At 70.0% G+C, this 16,661-nt stretch carries 17 protein-coding genes; 3 read left to right on the top strand and 14 right to left on the bottom strand.

Features of this window, described 5'->3' with window-relative positions; genetic code table 11:
- Window positions 1–2 precede the first annotated feature (2 nt).
- The 4 genes from NVU01S_RS40285 to NVU01S_RS40270 form a co-directional block, all read right to left on the bottom strand.
- Window positions 3–2,078: a 5-oxoprolinase/urea amidolyase family protein gene (locus NVU01S_RS40285; RefSeq protein ID WP_244467305.1), complete on the bottom strand. Its 2,076-nt coding sequence runs from the start codon at window positions 2,076–2,078 to the stop codon at window positions 3–5.
- The gene (locus tag NVU01S_RS40280; protein ID WP_043672816.1) at window positions 2,075–2,695 is read right to left on the bottom strand and encodes an urea amidolyase associated protein UAAP2; all 621 of its coding nucleotides are present in this window, start codon (window positions 2,693–2,695) and stop codon (window positions 2,075–2,077) included. Before NVU01S_RS40280 ends, NVU01S_RS40285 begins: the two co-directional genes overlap by 4 nt.
- Window positions 2,692–3,444 (bottom strand): DUF1989 domain-containing protein, encoded by a 753-nt coding sequence (locus NVU01S_RS40275; RefSeq protein ID WP_043672819.1) that lies wholly within the window; start codon window positions 3,442–3,444, stop codon window positions 2,692–2,694. Before NVU01S_RS40275 ends, NVU01S_RS40280 begins: the two co-directional genes overlap by 4 nt.
- A gap of 78 nt (window positions 3,445–3,522) precedes the next feature.
- Window positions 3,523–5,061, bottom strand: coding sequence for an amino acid permease (locus NVU01S_RS40270; RefSeq protein ID WP_043672822.1), 1,539 nt, complete (start codon window positions 5,059–5,061; stop codon window positions 3,523–3,525).
- A 207-nt stretch (window positions 5,062–5,268) separates the two neighbouring features.
- On the opposite strand from NVU01S_RS40270, the gene NVU01S_RS40265 reads away from it, so the two are divergent.
- Window positions 5,269–5,931 (top strand): TetR/AcrR family transcriptional regulator, encoded by a 663-nt coding sequence (locus NVU01S_RS40265; RefSeq protein WP_043672825.1) that lies wholly within the window; start codon window positions 5,269–5,271, stop codon window positions 5,929–5,931.
- Window positions 5,932–5,991: 60 nt separating this feature from the next.
- Here NVU01S_RS40265 and NVU01S_RS40260 read toward each other — a convergent pair whose 3' ends face one another.
- The 6 genes from NVU01S_RS40260 to NVU01S_RS40235 form a co-directional block, all read right to left on the bottom strand.
- Window positions 5,992–6,522: a hypothetical protein gene (locus tag NVU01S_RS40260; protein WP_043672828.1), complete on the bottom strand. Its 531-nt coding sequence runs from the start codon at window positions 6,520–6,522 to the stop codon at window positions 5,992–5,994.
- A 67-nt stretch (window positions 6,523–6,589) separates the two neighbouring features.
- Window positions 6,590–7,390, bottom strand: a complete 801-nt coding sequence (locus NVU01S_RS40255; protein WP_043672830.1) for a family 1 encapsulin nanocompartment shell protein — start codon at window positions 7,388–7,390, stop codon at window positions 6,590–6,592.
- Entirely contained in the window at window positions 7,387–8,406 is a 1,020-nt protein-coding gene (locus NVU01S_RS40250; RefSeq protein WP_014988359.1) for a Dyp-type peroxidase, read from the bottom strand. Before NVU01S_RS40250 ends, NVU01S_RS40255 begins: the two co-directional genes overlap by 4 nt.
- Before the next feature lie 60 nt (window positions 8,407–8,466).
- The gene (locus tag NVU01S_RS40245) at window positions 8,467–8,793 is read right to left on the bottom strand and encodes a cupin domain-containing protein (RefSeq protein WP_014988358.1); all 327 of its coding nucleotides are present in this window, start codon (window positions 8,791–8,793) and stop codon (window positions 8,467–8,469) included.
- Window positions 8,794–8,991: 198 nt separating this feature from the next.
- On the bottom strand, window positions 8,992–9,528 hold the full coding sequence (locus NVU01S_RS40240) for a dihydrofolate reductase (protein WP_082032105.1): 537 nt from the start codon (window positions 9,526–9,528) through the stop codon (window positions 8,992–8,994).
- Window positions 9,525–10,373: a thymidylate synthase gene (locus NVU01S_RS40235; RefSeq protein ID WP_052280746.1), complete on the bottom strand. Its 849-nt coding sequence runs from the start codon at window positions 10,371–10,373 to the stop codon at window positions 9,525–9,527. The genes NVU01S_RS40240 and NVU01S_RS40235 overlap by 4 nt, the downstream gene beginning before the upstream one ends.
- Between NVU01S_RS40235 and cobF the strand changes: the two genes are divergently transcribed.
- Window positions 10,372–11,109, top strand: a complete 738-nt coding sequence (gene cobF / locus NVU01S_RS40230; protein WP_043672837.1) for a precorrin-6A synthase (deacetylating) — start codon at window positions 10,372–10,374, stop codon at window positions 11,107–11,109. The genes NVU01S_RS40235 and cobF overlap by 2 nt on opposite strands.
- 53 nt (window positions 11,110–11,162) lie before the next feature.
- A complete protein-coding gene (locus tag NVU01S_RS40225) occupies window positions 11,163–12,032 on the top strand; it encodes an Fpg/Nei family DNA glycosylase (RefSeq protein WP_043672840.1) in 870 nt (289 codons plus the stop codon).
- Here NVU01S_RS40225 and NVU01S_RS40220 read toward each other — a convergent pair.
- Genes NVU01S_RS40220 through pdxR form a run of 4 tightly spaced genes read right to left on the bottom strand, consistent with a single transcriptional unit; the run spans window position 12,025 to window position 16,621 of the window.
- Window positions 12,025–13,542, bottom strand: coding sequence for a carboxylesterase/lipase family protein (locus NVU01S_RS40220; RefSeq protein WP_043672843.1), 1,518 nt, complete (start codon window positions 13,540–13,542; stop codon window positions 12,025–12,027). The two genes, NVU01S_RS40225 and NVU01S_RS40220, sit on opposite strands and share 8 nt — an antisense overlap.
- A gap of 13 nt (window positions 13,543–13,555) precedes the next feature.
- Window positions 13,556–14,989 (bottom strand): dihydrolipoyl dehydrogenase family protein, encoded by a 1,434-nt coding sequence (locus tag NVU01S_RS40215; RefSeq protein WP_043672846.1) that lies wholly within the window; start codon window positions 14,987–14,989, stop codon window positions 13,556–13,558.
- An 8-nt stretch (window positions 14,990–14,997) separates the two neighbouring features.
- Window positions 14,998–15,243: a DUF2630 family protein gene (locus NVU01S_RS40210; protein ID WP_014988351.1), complete on the bottom strand. Its 246-nt coding sequence runs from the start codon at window positions 15,241–15,243 to the stop codon at window positions 14,998–15,000.
- Between the two features lie 10 nt (window positions 15,244–15,253).
- Window positions 15,254–16,621, bottom strand: a complete 1,368-nt coding sequence (gene pdxR, locus NVU01S_RS40205; protein WP_043672849.1) for a MocR-like pyridoxine biosynthesis transcription factor PdxR — start codon at window positions 16,619–16,621, stop codon at window positions 15,254–15,256.
- Between the last annotated feature and the right edge of the window lie 40 nt (window positions 16,622–16,661).

Genomic DNA, 16,661 nt, shown 5'->3' with positions numbered 1-16,661 from the left:
CGCTATCCGGCGGCGAGTTCGCCGGCCCGCCGCCACGAGTCGCGTTCGGCGGCGAAGGCGGCTGCCTGCGTCGCGCGGAAAGCGGTGATCGAATCCTCCTGCGCGGCGAGGAAGCCGCGGTGCTCGGCGAGGCGGAACTCGCCGTCCTCGGCTCGCACCCCGACCTTGCCCGCCGCGAAATCCGCTCGCAGGTCCAGTAATTCGTCTGCACTCACCGGATACCACCGGATCCGGTCGAAATAGCGCAGTAGCCAAGGGGTTTGCGCCCCCGAAGGGTCGCGGTCCGCCCCGGGGCGACCGGTGTGTTCGACCGCGTGGTGGTTCCACACCTGTGTAGTGCGGCCGACGAACTGGTAGCCGCCCGGCCCCTCCATGCCGTAGATGCAGAGGTAGGCGCCGCCGATGCCGACGGCGTTCTCCGGCGTCCAGGTGCGGGCCGGGTTGTACTTGGTGGTGACCAGGCGGTGCCGGGGATCGGTGGGGGTGGCGACCGGCGCGCCGAGGTAGACGTCACCGAGGCCGAGCACGAGATACTCGGCATCGAAGACGGTGTCGTAAACGTCTGCGACCGAGGCCAATCCGTTCACGCGGCGAATGAACTCGATGTTCCACGGACACCACGGCGCGTCGGCGCGTACCCCGTGCATGTACCGGGTGATGGCCTCGCGGGTGGCCGGATCGTCCCAGGACAGCGGCAGATGCACGGTCCGGCTGGGCACGACCAGCTCGTCGGCGGCGGGCAGGTGCCGTTCGGCCTCGGCGAGCAGTGCGAGCAAGCGCGGTACGGGCAGGGCCTGCGGGTCCACCCGGATCTGGAGCGAGCGAATCCCCGGCGTCAGCTCGGTCACGCCGGGCACCGCGGCGGCGAGCAGATGCAGGTGCAGGGCATGCACGCGGGCGCGGAGGGCGAGATCCAAGGTCATCGTGCCGTATTCGACGAGTACGGCGTCGTCACCGGCGCGGCGATAGGTGACACCGGTCTCGTCGTCCACGTCGGTGCGGCGGAGCACACCGTCGTCGCCGTCGCCGCCCGCCGAGAACACCGTCTGCCAGTTCGCCCGGCGGGCTGGACCCAGCTCGCGCACGGAGGCGGCACGATCGCTGCGGATGGGCACGAACCGGACGGTGTCGCCCGGCGCGAGCTGCCCGAGTTTCCAGCGGTCGGCCGCGACCACGGTGACCGGGCAGACGAAACCGCCGAGACTGGGGCCGTCGGGACCGAGCAGAATCGGGGTGTCTCCGGTGAAGTCCAGTGCGCCAACCGAATACGGCGTGTCATGGATGTTGGACGGATGCAGGCCGGCCTCGCCGCCGTCGGAGCGAGCCCAGTCCGGTTTGGGCCCGACCAATCGGACGCCGGTGCGGTCGGAATTGAAGTGCACCGTGTAGTCGGTGCCGATGATGGTGTCGAAGTCCGTGCGGGTGAAGAATTCCGGTGCGCCGTGCGGCCCTTCGGTCACGGCGAGTTCCCAGCGGTGCGTGAGCACCGGCTGCGCCTCCATCGGCACGGCGGCGGCGATCCGACCGCGCGGCGCGCCGAGCGATAACACCGTCGCGGCGCGCAGGGCGGTTCCGCCGCTGCCGCCGAACCGGCCGAGGGTGAAAGTGGCCGCGCTGCCCAGGTATTCGGGCACCTCTATACCGCCGGCCAGCAGGATGTAGGTGCGCATGCCCGGTCCTCGAACCGCACCGACGTCGAGGACGCCACCGGCGGGGACCCGCACGGTCCGCCACTGCTCGATCGGCACCCCGTCCACCGTCACGTCGGCCGGCGCGCCGGTGACGCACACCCACGTCGGGGTCGTGCACCGTAGGGCGGGGCCGCTGAGCGTGCATTCCAGCCCGGGCGCGCCCTCGGCGTTGCCGAGGACCCGATTGCCGAGCCGGAACGACAGGTCGTCCATCGGGCCGGACGGCGGTACCCCGATATGCCAGTATCCGACTCTGCCTGGCCAATCCTGCACTGTCGTAAGCGCCCCCGGGCGCACCACCTCGATCGTCGGTGGGGTCGGCGCGACGGACGCGGTGACCGTCTCGTCGCCGCCGTACGAGAGCGCGGGTGCGGCCGCAGTACTCATCGTGTCACCACCATGCGCACCGGCGTCGGGTCGAAACCGTTGCAGGGGTTGTTGATCTGGGGACAGTTGGAGACCAGGACCAGGGTGTCGATCTCCGCACGCAGCGTGACTTTCTTTCCCGGCGCGGACAATCCGTCGACGATGCCGAGCGTGCCGTCGGCCTCCACCGGAACGTTCATGAACCAGTTGATGTTCGACACCAGGTCGCGCTTGCCCAGGCCCCAGGGCAGCGCCGCGGTGAGAAAGTTCTCCACGCAGGCGTGCTGGTGCCGGGTGTGCTGTCCGTAGCGGAGCGTGTTCGACTCTTGCGAGCAGGCGCCGGCGAGGGTGTCATGGTTGCCGACCTCGTCGGCGACGATCGTCATCAGCGCGGTGCCCGCGTCGGTGCGCAGCACGCTGCCGGTGGTGAGGAAGATGTTGCGTTGCGCGGCGACGGTGGCCTGGGCGCTGTAGCGGTCGGTGTGATCGGCCGCCGAGTACAGCAGGCAGTCGACGGCCTGATTGCCGTGCAGGTCGATGATCTCCAGCTGGTCGCCGGCGGCCACCACCGCGGACCAGGGCGCACGCGCGGGCACGAGGTCGTCGAGCACCGTGCGACGGGACGGGGTGGTGTTCATTCCGCTACCTCCGGGGTGCGCGCTGCGGTCCAGACCTGTTCGGTGTTCTGCACGGCTCGTTGGTATTCCGGGTCGGTGCTGTGCGAGACGGCGAGATCCCCGGGTGCCGTCCAGGCCACGACATCGAGGTCCGTGGCCGCGCGGTCGTCGAGCGGGTGGGCGGAGTTGGCGACGAGCAGCGTCACCGGCAGGTGCAGCAGCAGTTCGACCGAGGAGCCGGGGGCGGCGCTGCCGGTGGCGGTCAGCGTGCCATCGGCGGCCACCCGGACGCCGCGGAAGAACGACACCGTCGGACCGATATCGCGCGGCGCCAGACCGTGTTTGGCCCCGGCCAGGCGCAACAGCTGCCGCGCCGCGGCGGTCGGGCCGCACAGGGCGTCGTGCCTGCCCGACGTATCGGCGAGCACCGTGGCGAGGATGCGTCCCTGGTCGGACAGGAGCGGATGCCCGTCACCGAGATAGGCCTGCCACGGCACCTTGACGGTGTCGGCGACGTTCAGCCGCTCCCACGGCGCGTCGGCGCGCAGGAGCAGCAGATGCGCGCACGCGGCGCCGGCCGGGTCGGCCAGCCGGACCCGGGTGCCGCGGCCGAGCACGAGGCCGGTGTAGCCCTGTGGCGGAACACGCTGGGCGAAGGTGATTCGCGCCGGATCGATGCCGGTGGGCAGATCCGGTTCGGCGACCGTCGCCGCGGCGGCTTGTGCGCGCGCGTGCGCTCTGGCGCCGGAGGTCGATGCGGTGTTCGTCATGATTGCTCCCTTTCGAGGGTGCGGTCGTACGGATATCCGCCTGCGCGGTGGTGGCGAGCACCGCCACCGCGCCGGGGCTCATGCGGAAGGTGTTGTGGGTTCCCGGTTCTCGGCGGACCGGAGCGTGCCGGTGACCAGTCGGTGCACGACGACACCGACGGCGATCACCAGCAGCACGAACAGCGGTGCGGCCCAGCGCATCCACCAGCTGCCGCCGTTCGGCGTATAGACCTCGGCGCGCGGCCAGGCCAGATTCACCGCCATCGCGACGCCCCACAGCACGGCGAGCACGTTCACCGGAATCCCGAAGCGGCCCAGGCTGAACAGCCGCTGCTCGGTGGGCTCGTCGGCGGGCATGCCCCGGAACCGGCGCACCAGCAGCGGCACCGTGACCAACAGGTAGGCCAGATAGAGCGTGACGATGCAGACGCTGGCCAGGGTCGCGAAGATCGCGGCATTGCCGAGATTCAGCACCAGCAGCGCGATCCCGAGCACGCCGATGATCACGGCGGGCAGCACCGGAGTGCCGAACCGGGGATGGACCGCGGCGACCCGCGCCGCGAACGGCAGCTTGCCGTCACGGGCCATCGAGAACATCAGCCGCGATCCGGCGGTCTGAATGGCCAACGTGCACACGGTGATCGCCACCGCGACACAGCCGAGCAGCACCTTGCCCGCCGGGCTGTCCAACTTCGAGGTCAGCACGTAGGCCAGTCCCTCGGTGGCCAGCGCGCCGTCGGACAGACTCGGCGCGGCCATCAACGCCCCGATCAGTAGCAGCCCGCCGCCGAGTGCGGAGACCGTGAGCGCGGTCAGGATGGTGCGCGGCGCCACCCGGCGCGGATTCTTCGTCTCCTCGGAAAGCTCACCGGCGGAATCGAAGCCGACCATCACGTACGCAGCCATCAGACCGGAGACCAGGAAGGCGGCCAGGTACGAACCGGGCACGGCCTGAGCGGTGTCCAGCACCACGCCGGGCCCGCGCTCGGTATGGGTGAAGAAGAGCGCGATGATCGCGAGTACGCCGACGATCTCGACGGTGACACCGATCGAGTTGATCCGCGACATGAGGTCGATGCCGAGCACGTTGATCGTGGTCGTGCCCACCAGCAGGATGCTGCCGAGCAGCACGGCGTTGGTCGCGCCGGAGGACGAGGTGAGCGCGGTGTCGGTGCCGATGATCTGGAATCCGGGCCAGATGGCCGGCAGCACCACCTGCAACGCGATGGCGGCCGCGGCGGCGGTCACGATCTGTGCGATGACCATCATCCAGCCGGCGAACCAGCCGACGAGCTCGCCGCCGAGACGGCGCGACCACTGGTAGATACAGCCCGAAATGGGGTAGCGCGCAGCGAGTTCGGCGAAATTCAACGCGACGAGGAACTGTCCGGCGAAGACCAGCGGCCAGGTCCAGAAGAAGGCGGCGCCGCCGAACGAATAGCCGAAGCCGAAGAACTGGAAGATCGTGGTGAGGATGGAGACGAACGAGAAGCCTGCCGCGAACGAGGCGTAGCGGCCCAGCTTGCGATGCAGGACGGGTTGGTAGCCGAACCGGGCGAGGTCGGCACCGTCGCGGCTGGTGTCGGGCGGCGGCGGGGGAGCGAACGTTGTGGCCATGAGGGTCCTTCGGCGAGCGGCCAATACCTATCAGATGACAGTTTTGCGGTGGCGATCGCTTTTCCGGTGACCCGCATGTATCTCTTGCGGCAACCCCCGTAACAACTGCGTTGCCGAGGTTTCTGTCGAATGACAGAAACCTCTCCGCTGCCTGTCCCGCGGTGTACCGCGGCGGATCGACCTGTGACGACCTGCCAGAATGGACGTGTGGCAAACCTCGGCCCCGGCCGTCCTCGGGTGGAGCAGCGACGCCGTCGCGGCCAGACGCCGCGCGCCGAGATCCTGGATGCCGCCGGGGAACTCTTCACTACCAAGGGCTACGCGAACACCTCCACCCGTGTGGTCGCCGACGCGGTCGGGATCCGTCAGGCATCGCTGTACCACCACTTCGCCGCCAAGGATGACATCCTCGATGCGCTGCTTGCCGAAACCATAGCTGCCCCATTGGAACTCGCCGAGCGACTGGGGAACGTGTCGGCCCCGCCTGCGGCTCGCCTGTACGCCCTCGCCTGGTTCGACGTCCGGCAACTCTGCGCGTCCCGCTGGAATCTCGGTGCGCTGTACCTGCTTCCGGAGCTGCGCACCGCACGGTTCGCCGCGTTCCGATTGCGGCGCGACGAACTACGCGGCCACTACGAGAATTTGGCCGCCGCGGTGCTGGCCGCGGGTGCGGGCGGCGGCGTCGTCGATGCGGCGGCGCTGCCGTTCCGGCTGGTGGAGACGGTGATCAATATGCGTTCGGACGAGGGCAAGGCGCCGGTCGAGGCCGAACGGACGATTCCGGAGGCCGCGCTGCGGGTGCTCGGCTGGCCGGGCGACCTGGTCGCGCTGCGCGCCGCCGCCGCGCAGGTGCTCGAACAGACGCAGTGAGGACCGGCGCAGTGCGGACTGGTGCCGTGCGGACTGGTGTCGTGCGGACTGGGGAGCAGTTCAGTGTGCCGGAGGCGCTATCCGCCAGTGCTGCTGCAGCGCGCCGGCGATCTCCGGCAGGATGGTGATCGGCACCCGCTTGCTGCGCAGCAGGGCGCGAATCTCGTTGACCTGCTCGCGCTTACGCAGGTCGTAGGCGCCGGACACCGGACCGAGCACCGGCGGGATGGCCAGCAGCACCAATTCGCCGTGGCGTTCCGCGCCGTCGGTCAGATCGAGCGCGAGCGACCACCGGGATCGGTCGTCGAGGGTGAAGCGCCCGGCGACCACCCGGTCCCAGTCGATGCTCGACCGCGTCCACGGCGTACGCCGGTAGATCGCGCGCTCGGTGAGCACGACGGCGTCCCGGGTGAACAGCGCGGCGGCCACCGCGATCCCGGCGACCGCACCGGCGAGCAGCCCGGTGAATACCCGGTTGATGCCGAACAGCGCGACCACCGCCGCGCACAGTCCGGCGGTCACCAGGAGGCCGAGCACGCTGTAGAGCGCCGCCCGCTGGGCCGGCACCACGCCCGCGCGCACCGTCGTCATCGCTCACCTCACCTGTGTCCGGCTGTGCTGCGGCACAGGCTACCGCCCCGCGGTGCCCGCGCGCGGCTCAGGATTCGAGCGCGACCGCGGCCTCGGCCGTGTACACCAGGAAGGTGAGGCTCTGCTGGAAGTACAGCTGCACCGACTCGGCGTCGTGGGACAGATAGCCGATCGAGAGGTCCTGTCCGAGCCGCAGGTCGTAGTCGCCGCCGCGGGTGGTGAGCACGAACGCGCCGTCGATGGCGGGCGCCCAGATGATCTCGCCGTCCGGGATGAGGCGTTCGATGTGGGTGCGGATCGGGTGCCCGTGATCGGAGGTCTCGCTGACCGCCGTGAACAGGTCCGCGCTCAACAGCACCGAGTACGGTCCGTCGACGCCCGCCAGGCGCAGCGCGCTCAACGCGAGCGCCACCGACTCCGGCACCTGGCGCGGATCGCTGGGCAGCGCGATCGCCTGGTTGGTCGAACTCGCCCGGATGCCGGTGATATTCGCGGCCGGGTAGCCCTCGAAGATGGCCCGGTCCTCGGCGAAGGCGATCTTCTGCGCGGCGTCCTTCACCGGATCCAGATCGGTGTCCTTGGCGCCGCGTTCCACGTTGTCGAGTTCCTCGCGGGACAACCGGAACGGCACCCGCAACTCGACCAGCGGCGCGACCACGCGCTGCCGGGCGAGCACGCCGTCGGCGGGCGCCGCGATCGAGCTGGTGTGCCCGGTGCCGACGGCCGCGTAGTCCAGACCGTGCGGGCCGGACACATCCACGACGCGGCGGCCCGCGATATGCCGTTTGAAGGTGCGCGTCGCCTCTTCCTCGATCGCCGACCATGCCTCGTCGGTGATCGGCGCGAGTTCGCGATGGAGGTTGTTCATGACTGCCTGCTCCTTTTCAACGTGCCGATACCGAGTGAGCCAGCGCCGATGTCGTTGGGCTGCACGTCTTCTGCTGCTGCGGTGTCGTCCGGCGGTGGGGGAAGTTCTTCGAGGAAATCGACGGTCGGCGCGAAGAACGAGGTGCCGGTGACCGCGATGGAGAAGTCGAGGATGCGGTCGTAGGCCGCCTCTTCGGTGCCGACGAACATGCGCGTCAGCATCAGCTCGGTGACGCTGGGCGTGGCCGCGTACGCGATGTAGTAGGTGCCGAATTCGCCGTCCTTGACGCTGCCGAACGGCATGTTGGCGCGCAGGATCTCGCGTTCGGTGCCGTCGGCGTCGACGATGGTGTTCACCGCGACGTGCGAGTCCGCCGGCTTGTCCGCGTCGGAGAGCTCGAAATCGTCCAGCTTGGTACGGCCGATGATCTTTTCCTGCTGCTCGACCGTCAGCGCCCGCCAGTCCGCCAGCGGGTGCAGGTACTTCTGCACGATGACGTAACTGCCGCCGCGGAATTCGGGATCCTCGTCGCCGACCAGCGCGGCCGCGTAGGCCGACTGGCCCTCGGGATTCTCCGTGCCGTCCACGAACCCGAGCAGGTCGCGCTGTTCGAAGTAGCGGAAGCCGATGGTCTCGTCCACGATGGTGGCCGCGCCGGCCAGCCGGTCGCCGATGGTCATGGCGAGCTCGAAACAGGCGTCCTGATTCTGGGCCCGGATGTGGAACAGCAGATCGCCCGGCGTGGCGGGGGCGCGGTGCTGTGCGCCGACGAAGCCGGGGAACTCGTGCAGTTCGGCGGGCTTGGGTCCGGCGAAGAGCCGATCCCAGGCGGCGGCGCCGATCGCGGTGACGCAGCTGAGCCCGGCGCCGGGAATGCGGAATCCGACCGAGCGGCGCAGTCCGGCGATATCCGCGAGCGTGTCCCGCACGACCGCCTCGCCGCCCTCGTCGATGGTGGCCACGAGGAAGATCGCGGCCGGTGTGAGCGGTTCAAGAATCGACTGCGGCTCGCTCATAGCCAAGAGCCTAATGCCCGTACCAAGATCACCGAGCAGGCGGCACGGGCTCCCCGGCTACTACTTGGCGACCGTCAGCAGGAAGGCCACGTCGTCGACGGCTTTGACGCTGTGCCTGGCCTTGGGCACCACCAGCAGGTCGCCGGTCGAGCCCTTCCACTCGTTGGCGCCGCTGATCAGGGTGAGCGTGCCGCTGAGCACGAGCAGGGTGGCCTCGCCCGCGTTGTCGTGCTCGGCCAGGCTCTGGCCCGCGCTGAGGCCGACCACGGTCTGGCGCAGGGTGTTCGCGTGACCGCCGTAGATCGTCTGCGAACTGCGTCCGCTCGTGGCGGTGCTGGCCAACTTGAGTTGTTGCCGAGCAACCGCAGTCAGCGATTTCTTGTCCATGGACCGCCTTTCGCAATGACAGCAGCCGGTGCGAGGACTGGTCGCATCGGCTCGGGGACTCGGGCGGACTGGGCCCGGGCGCCACTTACCCTGGAGTATGCCCGACCGCGCAGCCTCTCGTGTCCGGTTTGCAGGGTGGCGGCGTTCTGTGATCGAACGGTGTCGTGCGCGGCGCGACGATCGGTGACTCGACCGCGATCAGTCGGCAGACCTGCGGATATAACGGCGGATTCGATAGTTCACGCCGGAGGTCGAGGCCTGCCACGGCGACGTGTCGGCGTCCTTCCACTCGGGGCCGATGGCGGGCGCGTAGGCATCGCCGGCGACCTCGGTGTCCACCTCGGTGACGAGCAGATCGGTGGCGAAAGCCATGGCGGCGCGGTAGATCTCACCGCCACCGGCGATCCACACGGTGTCCTGGCCGCTCAGCGCCAGCGCTTCGGGCACCGAGCCCGCGCGTTCGGCGCCCGCGGCGGCCCAGTCGGGCTGTCGGGTCACCACGATGTTGCGGCGACCCACCAGCGGCCGGAATCGAGGCGGCAGCGAATCCCAGGTCCGCCTGCCCATGATCACCGGGTGACCCATGGTGACGGCCTTGAAGTTCGCCATGTCCTCGGGCACCCGCCAGGGGATGGCGTTGTCGGCGCCGATGACGCCGTCGGGCGTCTGCGCCCAGATCAAGCCGATCGTGCGGGCGCCGCTGCCGTGCTGCCGGATACGGGCGTGGTCGTTCACACCGCGACCGGTGCCTTGATCGCCGGATGATGCTGGTAGCCGACCACTTCCACGTCCTCGTAGACGTAGTCGAACAGCGTCGGCGCGGGACGCAGGCGCAGCGTCGGGAACGGGTACGGATCCCGGGACAGCTGCTCGCCGACCTGATCGAGGTGGTTGTCGTAGATATGGCAGTCGCCACCGGTCCAGATGAAATCGCCGGGCTCGAGCTCGGTCTGCTGCGCCACCATGTGGGTGAGCAGCGCGTAGCTGGCGATATTGAACGGCACGCCGAGGAAGAGGTCGGCGCTGCGCTGATACAGCTGGCAGGACAGCCGCCCGTCGGCCACGTAGAACTGGAAGAAGGCGTGGCAGGGGGCCAGCGCCATCTTGTCCAATTCCGCGACGTTCCAAGCCGATACCAGCATGCGCCGCGAGTCCGGGTTGGTGCGCAGCGTCTGCAGGACCTCGGCGATCTGATCGATGTGGGTGCCGTCCGGCGTCGGCCAGGATCGCCATTGGACGCCGTAGACCGGGCCCAGTTCGCCGTCGGCATCGGCCCATTCGTCCCAGATGGAGACGCCGTGCTCCTGCAACCAGGTCGCGTTGGAATCGCCGCGCAGAAACCACAGCAATTCGTAGACGATCGATTTCAGATGCACCTTTTTGGTGGTGATCAGCGGGAAGCCCTTGGACAGGTCATAGCGCAGCTGGTGACCGAAGACGCTGCGCGTGCCGGTGCCGGTGCGGTCCGCCTTGTTCGTGCCGGATGCGAGTACCAGTCGGAGCAGGTCCTCGTACTGGGTATCGGTCGTCGCCACGCCTGCCAACTCTAGCCTTCGCGGCGTTTGGCAAGCTCGGCGCATGCACAAGCTCTCGGTCATCGGCATCGGCGCGGGCGATCCCGACCAGGTGACGATGCAGGCCGTCAAGGCGCTGCGGCAGGTCGACGTTTTCTTCGTGATCGGCAAGGGCGCGGAGAAACAGGAGCTGGTCGACGTGCGGACCGCGATCCTGGCCGAGCACGTCGAGCGGCCGTATCGGATCGTGGAGATCGCCGATCCGCCGCGGGACCGCGCGCCCGCCGACTACCAGGGCGTCGTCGAGGACTGGCACGAGCGCCGGGCCGCGCTGCTGGCGGCGGCGTTCGCCGCGGCCGAGGGCGTCGGCGGCATCCTGGTGTGGGGCGATCCGTCGCTGTACGACAGCACCCTGCGGATGATCGAGCGGGTGCTCGCGCGCGGCACCGTGCGGTTCGACTACGAGGTGATCCCGGGCGTGACGAGCGTGCAGGCGCTGGCCGCGCGGCATCGGCTGGTGCTGCACCGGATCGGCGAGCCGGTGCACATCACGACGGGCCGGCGGCTGCGCGAGGAAGGGCTCGCCGATTCGGCAGTGGTGATGCTGGACGGCGAGTGCACGTTCACCGAGGTGCCGGGCAACGACGTGCACATTTGGTGGGGCGCCTATCTCGGCATGCCGGACGAGACCTTGATCGCGGGCCCGCTGCGCGAGGTCGAACAGCAGATCGTCGAGCGCCGGACCCGCTTGCGTGCCGAAAAAGGCTGGATCATGGACGTCTACCTGCTGCGTCGCGGCTGACCCGCGGGCCCGACCGGCCTGCTGATGTCGGTGGTCACCGGTAGCCTGGGCAGGTGCCCGAACTACCTGAAGTGGAGGCGTTGGCGCAGTTCCTGCGGGAACATGCGGTCGGCGCCGTGGTGGGGCGTGTGGATGTCGCGGCGTTGAGCGCCGTGAAGACCTTCGATCCGGCGGTGACCGCGCTGTCCGGCCGGGATGTGACGGGTGCGGGCCGCTGGGGCAAATTCCTCGGCATGGACTGCGGCGGGCTGTGGCTGATCACGCATCTGTCCCGGGGCGGCTGGTTACGCTGGATCGACGAGCCGAGCCAGACGCCGCCGAAGCCGGGCGGCAAGAGTCCGCTGGCGTTGCGCGTGCACTTCTTCACCCCCGAGGGCGCGACGCCCGCGATCGATCTGACCGAGGCCGGCACCAAGAAGCGGCTCGCGGTGTACATCGTCGAGGACCCGAAACTGGTCCCCGGCATCGCCCGGCTCGGGCCCGACGCCCTCGCGGTGACCGAGGAGGAGTTCGCCGAGATCCTGCGCGGTACCTCCCAGCGGATCAAGACCGCGATCGTTGATCAGACCCTGCTGGCGGGCATCGGCAACGCCTACTCCGACGAGATACTGCACACCGCACGGATATCGCCGTTCGCCAATACCAAAACCCTTGCGGCGGACAAGGTCTCCGAATTGTACGCGGCGATGCGGGCGGTGCTGTCCGACGCTGTGCAGCGATCGGTCGGTCAGGACGCCGCTCGGCTCAAGGGCGAGAAACGCTCCGGCATGCGGGTGCACGCGCGGACCGGTCTGCCGTGCCCGGTCTGCGGCGACACCGTCCGCGAGGTCTCCTACGCGGAACGTTCCTTCCAGTACTGCCCGACCTGTCAGACCGGCGGCAAGATCTTGGCCGACCGCCGGATGTCGCGCCTGCTCAAGTAGCCCGCGCACGCAGGGTGGGAATTCGGATGTCTTGCCAGGCAAGGCGTTTGGCCTGGTCCGGGTCGTGCTCGACGCGCGTGGGGTAGTCGATGATCAGCGTCGTGCGGCGGGACTCGGTGTAGGGCGGCCAGGACGGCAGCGGCGCGCCGGTGCGCGCGAGTGCGAGCCAGTTGTCCTGGAACTGGCGGGTCACGGCTTGTAGCCCGCGCCGGCCACCCGCCGCGGTGAAGGCGAGGCCGAACGAGGCCTCGCCGCCGCCGAAGACGGGAACGAGGTCGGTGGCGTGCGAGGCGCCCAGGCCCAGGAGCTGCAACGCGCGCGGCGCGAAGTCGTAGCGGTAGGCGTAGGTGGGTGCGTACTTGCTGTGCCCCGCCATCACGCGGACCGAGGGCCGCCAGAAGACGAAATCGCCGCCCGCGCGCACGGCCGCCCGCGCCGCTGGATACCCGGGATAGGCTGCGGCGATACGGGATTCGGCCGCGGCGGAACCGACCGCGGCCCGCAGGCGCTCCGCCGTGGTGGGCAGCGAGTCGGCGAACTTCGCGAACAGCGTCCCTTCGTCGCGGTTGGTGCCGATGATCAGTGGCACCCGGTGCGCGTTGCCGTCGACGATCGCATCGATGGGCGCCTGCGGCAGGAAATCGCCGTCGACCACCGGCGCGACCGGGAACAAGCCGCGATGTTCGCGCAGCACCCGGCCGCTGCTCCGATCGACCGCGCGCCGAATATCGTTGGCGCTCGCGGTGCGCAGCGTCTGCGCCGCGGTCTCCGGGGTGGCGCCGAGTTCGGTGACGCACCGGCGCGCGAAGGCCCGGGCGTCCTCGGCGGTCATCGCCCAGTCCGCCGGTGGACTCTGTGCAATGGCTTGATGGAAAAGGCCTTTCGCGGCAGGCGTGGCGAGCAGGCTCAATACCGCGTGCGCGCCCGCCGATTCGCCGAAGATCGTCACGTTGTCCGGATCGCCGCCGAACGCCGCGATGTTGGCCCGTACCCACCGCAACGCGGCGACCTGGTCGCGCAGCCCCAGGTTCGACTCGAAAGTGTGCTCCGGAGTGCTGAATTCACTGAAGTCGACGTAACCGAACGCGCCGAGCCGGTAGTTCAGCGACACCATGACCACGTCCCCGCGCAGGGCCAGCCGGGCACCGGAGTAGAGGCTCAGCGCCGACGTGCCGATGAGGTACCCGCCCCCGTGGATGAACACGAGTACCGGACGCGGCGTGGCGGACGGGGTGACGGGCACGGTGACATTCAGTGTCAGCGCGTCCTCGTTGGTGGGCTGGTAGCGCCGCGGCCCGATCCGCGCGCCGGTGCGGTGCTGCATCGCGGCGAACCCGAATTCGGTGCATTCGCGCACCCCGGCCCAGGGGACCACCGGCTGTGGGGCGCGAAAGCGCAAGTCGCCCACCGGTGCGGCCGCGTAGGGGAGGGACCGCCAGCGCAGCACGCGGCGGCCACGACGACCCCGGACGACTCCGTCGGCGGTCTGGATATCTGTCGATGCCACCATCCACCGATGGTAGCTACGCGCGGCGGGCCTCCAACAGACGTAACCAGAACTCGCTCACGGCGGGAAACGCGGGCACTGCGTGCCACAGGGTTGTCAGCGGTACCTTGCCCACCACCGCGATGGTGGCCGCGTGCAGCTGCTCACCCACCTCGGGACCGACGAAGGTGGCGCCGAGCAGCGTGTCGGTGACCGGATCGATGACCAGCTTCGCGTGGCCCGCGAAGTCGTTGCGCGCCAACGAGGATCCGGCCACGGCGATATCGAGTTCCACCGTCTCGACGGCGTGGCCCGCGGCGCGCGCGGCCGCCTCGGTGAGCCCGACAGCGGCGACCTCAGGCGCGGTGAACACCACCTGGGGGACCTGCGCGTGATCGGCGCTCGCGGCGAACCGGGCGTCGGTGAGCGGGCGTCCTTCGGCGCGGGCCGCGATCACGTCACCGCACACCCTGGCCTGGTACTTGCCCATATGCGTGAGGGCGGCGCGATGGTTCAGGTCGCCGACGCAGTACAGCCAGTCGCCGTCCACGCCACGCACGGTCAGTTGGTCGTCGACCTCGACATAACCGTCCGGCAGGCCGACTTCGGCCAAGCCGAGGCCCGCGGTGGCCGGGGTGCGTCCTGCGGCCACGATGATCTCGTCGACCTCGATCTCGTCCTCGCCCTGCGCGCGGTGCAGCCGCACGGTGACCGGGCCGCCGTGCACGCGTCCCTCGCCGGTGTCCTTCGCGCCGGGGCGGCGCACGCTCACCGGAGTGGTGTTCAGCAGGACACGCACGCCGCGCTCGGTGAGCGCCGCGACGACGCGTTCGCCCGCGAACGGTTCCGCGGAGGTCAGCACCCTGTCGCCGCGCACGACCAGGCTGACCTGCGCGCCGAGCGCGGCCAACCAGGTCGCTGCCTCGCAGGCGACGACTCCGCCGCCGATGACGAGCACCCGCCCGGGCACCTCGTGCAGATTCGTGGCGTCGCGGGAGACCCACGGCAGCGCGTCGCGCAGGCCGGGGATGTCGGGAATGTTCGCGGTGGTGCCGGTTGCCAGGACGACCGCGTGGCGCGCGGTCAGCGTCCGGCCGTCGACCTCGACGCGGCGCGGACCGGCGAGTCGCCCGGTGCCGCGCACCACGTCGATGCGATTGTCGTTCGCCCATTTCACCTGGGAGGAGTCGTCGTGCCCGGCGAACGAATCACGGCGCCGCAGCACGGCGGCGACGTCGAGGCCGGTCGCGGTGATCCCGTCCATCGCCTGCGCGGCGGCGAGCACATGACCCGGCCGCAACAGTGCCTTGCTCGGAATGCAGGCCCAGTAGGAACATTCGCCGCCGACGAGTTCGCGTTCCACGAGCACAGCGGTGCGCTCGCTCCCGGCGATCGCGTAGGCGGCGGCGTTCTCGCCCGCCGGTCCGCCACCGATCACGATGACGTCGTATTCGGTCGTCTCGCTCGGCATCGTCGCGGCTACTGCAGGTAGCCCTCGACCTGTGCCGGTGAGCTGGGTTCGGCGCCGTCCGGGGACTCGCCCTGGTCGATGCGTGCCCTGCGATGCCGCAGCAGGTCCCACGCCTGGTCCAGCATCACCTCGAGCTCGGCGAGCTGCCGGCGTTCGGTCTTGGGATCGAGCTCACCCTTGGTGGCCTGTGCGCGGAGCTCGTGCTCCTGCTCGACCAGTGCCTTGATGCGTGCCAGAACGTCCTGTTCGGTCATGTCGACCATGCTACGACCGCGCCAGGCACGCGGCGGCGATCGGGACGGCCGCGGCCAGGTCGGGCAAGGACAGTGCGGTGTAGCCGAGCGCGACACCGAAGTGCCGTTGCGGGCCCAGGTGGTAGCGGGCCAATCCGTCCAGCGCGACGCCCTGCGCGCGGGCCAGCGTCACCGCGCGCTCCTCCGCCTCGGCCGAGGTGAGCGGTACCACGACGTGGGTGCCCGCGTCGTCGCCGAGCACGTCGAGCCCACGGCGACGCAGCTCGGCCACCACCAAGGCCCGGCGCGGCGGCAGTTCGCGGCGCAGCCTGCGCAGATGCCGGGCCAGATCGCCGTGCGCGGCCAGCGACACGAACACCTGCTGGCCCGCCGGACTCGGGCAGGTGCCGGTCCGGTTCCGGTGCGCGACCACCGCGTCGGCGATCGCGGGCCGGGCGAGCAGCCAGCCGACGCCGAGAGTCGGCGAGAGGATCTTGCTCGTCGTGCCGAGGTGTACCACGACATCCGGTGCCATCGCCGCGAGGAGTGGTAAAGGCGCGGTGTCGTAACGCAATTCGCCGTCGTAGTCGTCTTCGATGATCAGCAGGCCGTGCCGCCTCGCGTGTTCGACGAGGGCAACACGGCGCGCGGCGGGCAACCGCGGGCCGAGCGGAAACTGGTGCGCCGGCGTGCAATACACGGCCTTGATCTGCGGCGGCAGCAGATCGACGCGCAGGCCGTGCGCGTCGACCGGCACCGGCAGCACGCGCACCCCGGCCGCCGTGAAAGCGCCTGCGGCGCGGTGGTATCCGGGATCCTCCAACGCCACCGCGTCACCCGGCCGCAGCAGTGCGGCGGCGAGTTCGCCTACCGCGGAACTGGTTCCGGCGGTCGCGAGCAGCGTGGTGTCGCTGCCCGCGCCCAGGCCGCGGTGGCGCAGCAGATGTTCGACGATCGCGGTGCGGTACTCCGGCTCACCGGCGCGGTCGCGCCGCACCATCGGCGACAGGTCGGCGGCGGAGCGCCACGCACGCCGCCAGGCGGCGCGGTCGATCGCGTCGGAGCACGGTGCGCCGGGTTCCAGGTCGCGCAGGTGCGGTTCGCTGTCCGCGGCGCCGGACCGGAACGCGCGGGTGGGCGTGGCGGGTGGTGCGGTGGTCAGGTAGGTGCCGGAACCGCGTTTGCCGTCGATCCAGCCCTCGGCGTGCAGTTGGTCGTAGGCCGCGGCCACCACGGTCCGGCTGACGCCGAGCCGGACCGCGAGCGAACGCGAAGACGGCAGCCGGTCGCCGCCGCGCAGCAGGCCGTTGGTCGCCGCGGCCCGCAACCCGTCGGCGACCTGGACCGACAACGGTGCGGGCAGCGCGCGGTCGAGATCGAGCGGGAGTTCGTCGAGCACGGTGACCTCAAAAGTGGACTGTGTAGATTTCGCTGAATTG

The sequence above is a fragment of the Nocardia vulneris genome, from assembly GCF_001613425.1.
GTDB classification, from domain to species: Bacteria; Actinomycetota; Actinomycetes; order Mycobacteriales; family Mycobacteriaceae; genus Nocardia; species Nocardia vulneris.
Note: the sequence above shows the minus strand (reverse complement) of the source record. Positions and strands in the feature narration are given on the sequence as shown.

What these genes read in the sequence shown, in the direction of transcription:
- NVU01S_RS40210 (WP_014988351.1), bottom strand. Translation starts at nt 15,243, where the DNA reads ATGACCGAACAGGACGTTCTGGCACGCATCAAGGCACTGGTCGAGCAG.
- NVU01S_RS40260 (WP_043672828.1), bottom strand. Translation starts at nt 6,522, where the DNA reads ATGACGACGGTGCGCGCGGGCGTGGTGCCGGCCCAGCGGGCGGCGCTC.
- NVU01S_RS40285 (WP_244467305.1), bottom strand. Translation starts at nt 2,078, where the DNA reads ATGAGTACTGCGGCCGCACCCGCGCTCTCGTACGGCGGCGACGAGACG.
- NVU01S_RS40250 (WP_014988359.1), bottom strand. Translation starts at nt 8,406, where the DNA reads ATGAGCGAGCCGCAGTCGATTCTTGAACCGCTCACACCGGCCGCGATC.
- NVU01S_RS40270 (WP_043672822.1), bottom strand. Translation starts at nt 5,061, where the DNA reads ATGGCCACAACGTTCGCTCCCCCGCCGCCGCCCGACACCAGCCGCGAC.
- NVU01S_RS40275 (WP_043672819.1), bottom strand. Translation starts at nt 3,444, where the DNA reads ATGACGAACACCGCATCGACCTCCGGCGCCAGAGCGCACGCGCGCGCA.
- NVU01S_RS40280 (WP_043672816.1), bottom strand. Translation starts at nt 2,695, where the DNA reads ATGAACACCACCCCGTCCCGTCGCACGGTGCTCGACGACCTCGTGCCC.
- NVU01S_RS40245 (WP_014988358.1), bottom strand. Translation starts at nt 8,793, where the DNA reads ATGGACAAGAAATCGCTGACTGCGGTTGCTCGGCAACAACTCAAGTTG.
- NVU01S_RS40215 (WP_043672846.1), bottom strand. Translation starts at nt 14,989, where the DNA reads ATGCCGAGCGAGACGACCGAATACGACGTCATCGTGATCGGTGGCGGA.
- NVU01S_RS40255 (WP_043672830.1), bottom strand. Translation starts at nt 7,390, where the DNA reads ATGAACAACCTCCATCGCGAACTCGCGCCGATCACCGACGAGGCATGG.
- cobF (WP_043672837.1), top strand. Translation starts at nt 10,372, where the DNA reads ATGCACAAGCTCTCGGTCATCGGCATCGGCGCGGGCGATCCCGACCAG.
- NVU01S_RS40220 (WP_043672843.1), bottom strand. Translation starts at nt 13,542, where the DNA reads ATGGTGGCATCGACAGATATCCAGACCGCCGACGGAGTCGTCCGGGGT.
- NVU01S_RS40235 (WP_052280746.1), bottom strand. Translation starts at nt 10,373, where the DNA reads ATGCGCCGAGCTTGCCAAACGCCGCGAAGGCTAGAGTTGGCAGGCGTG.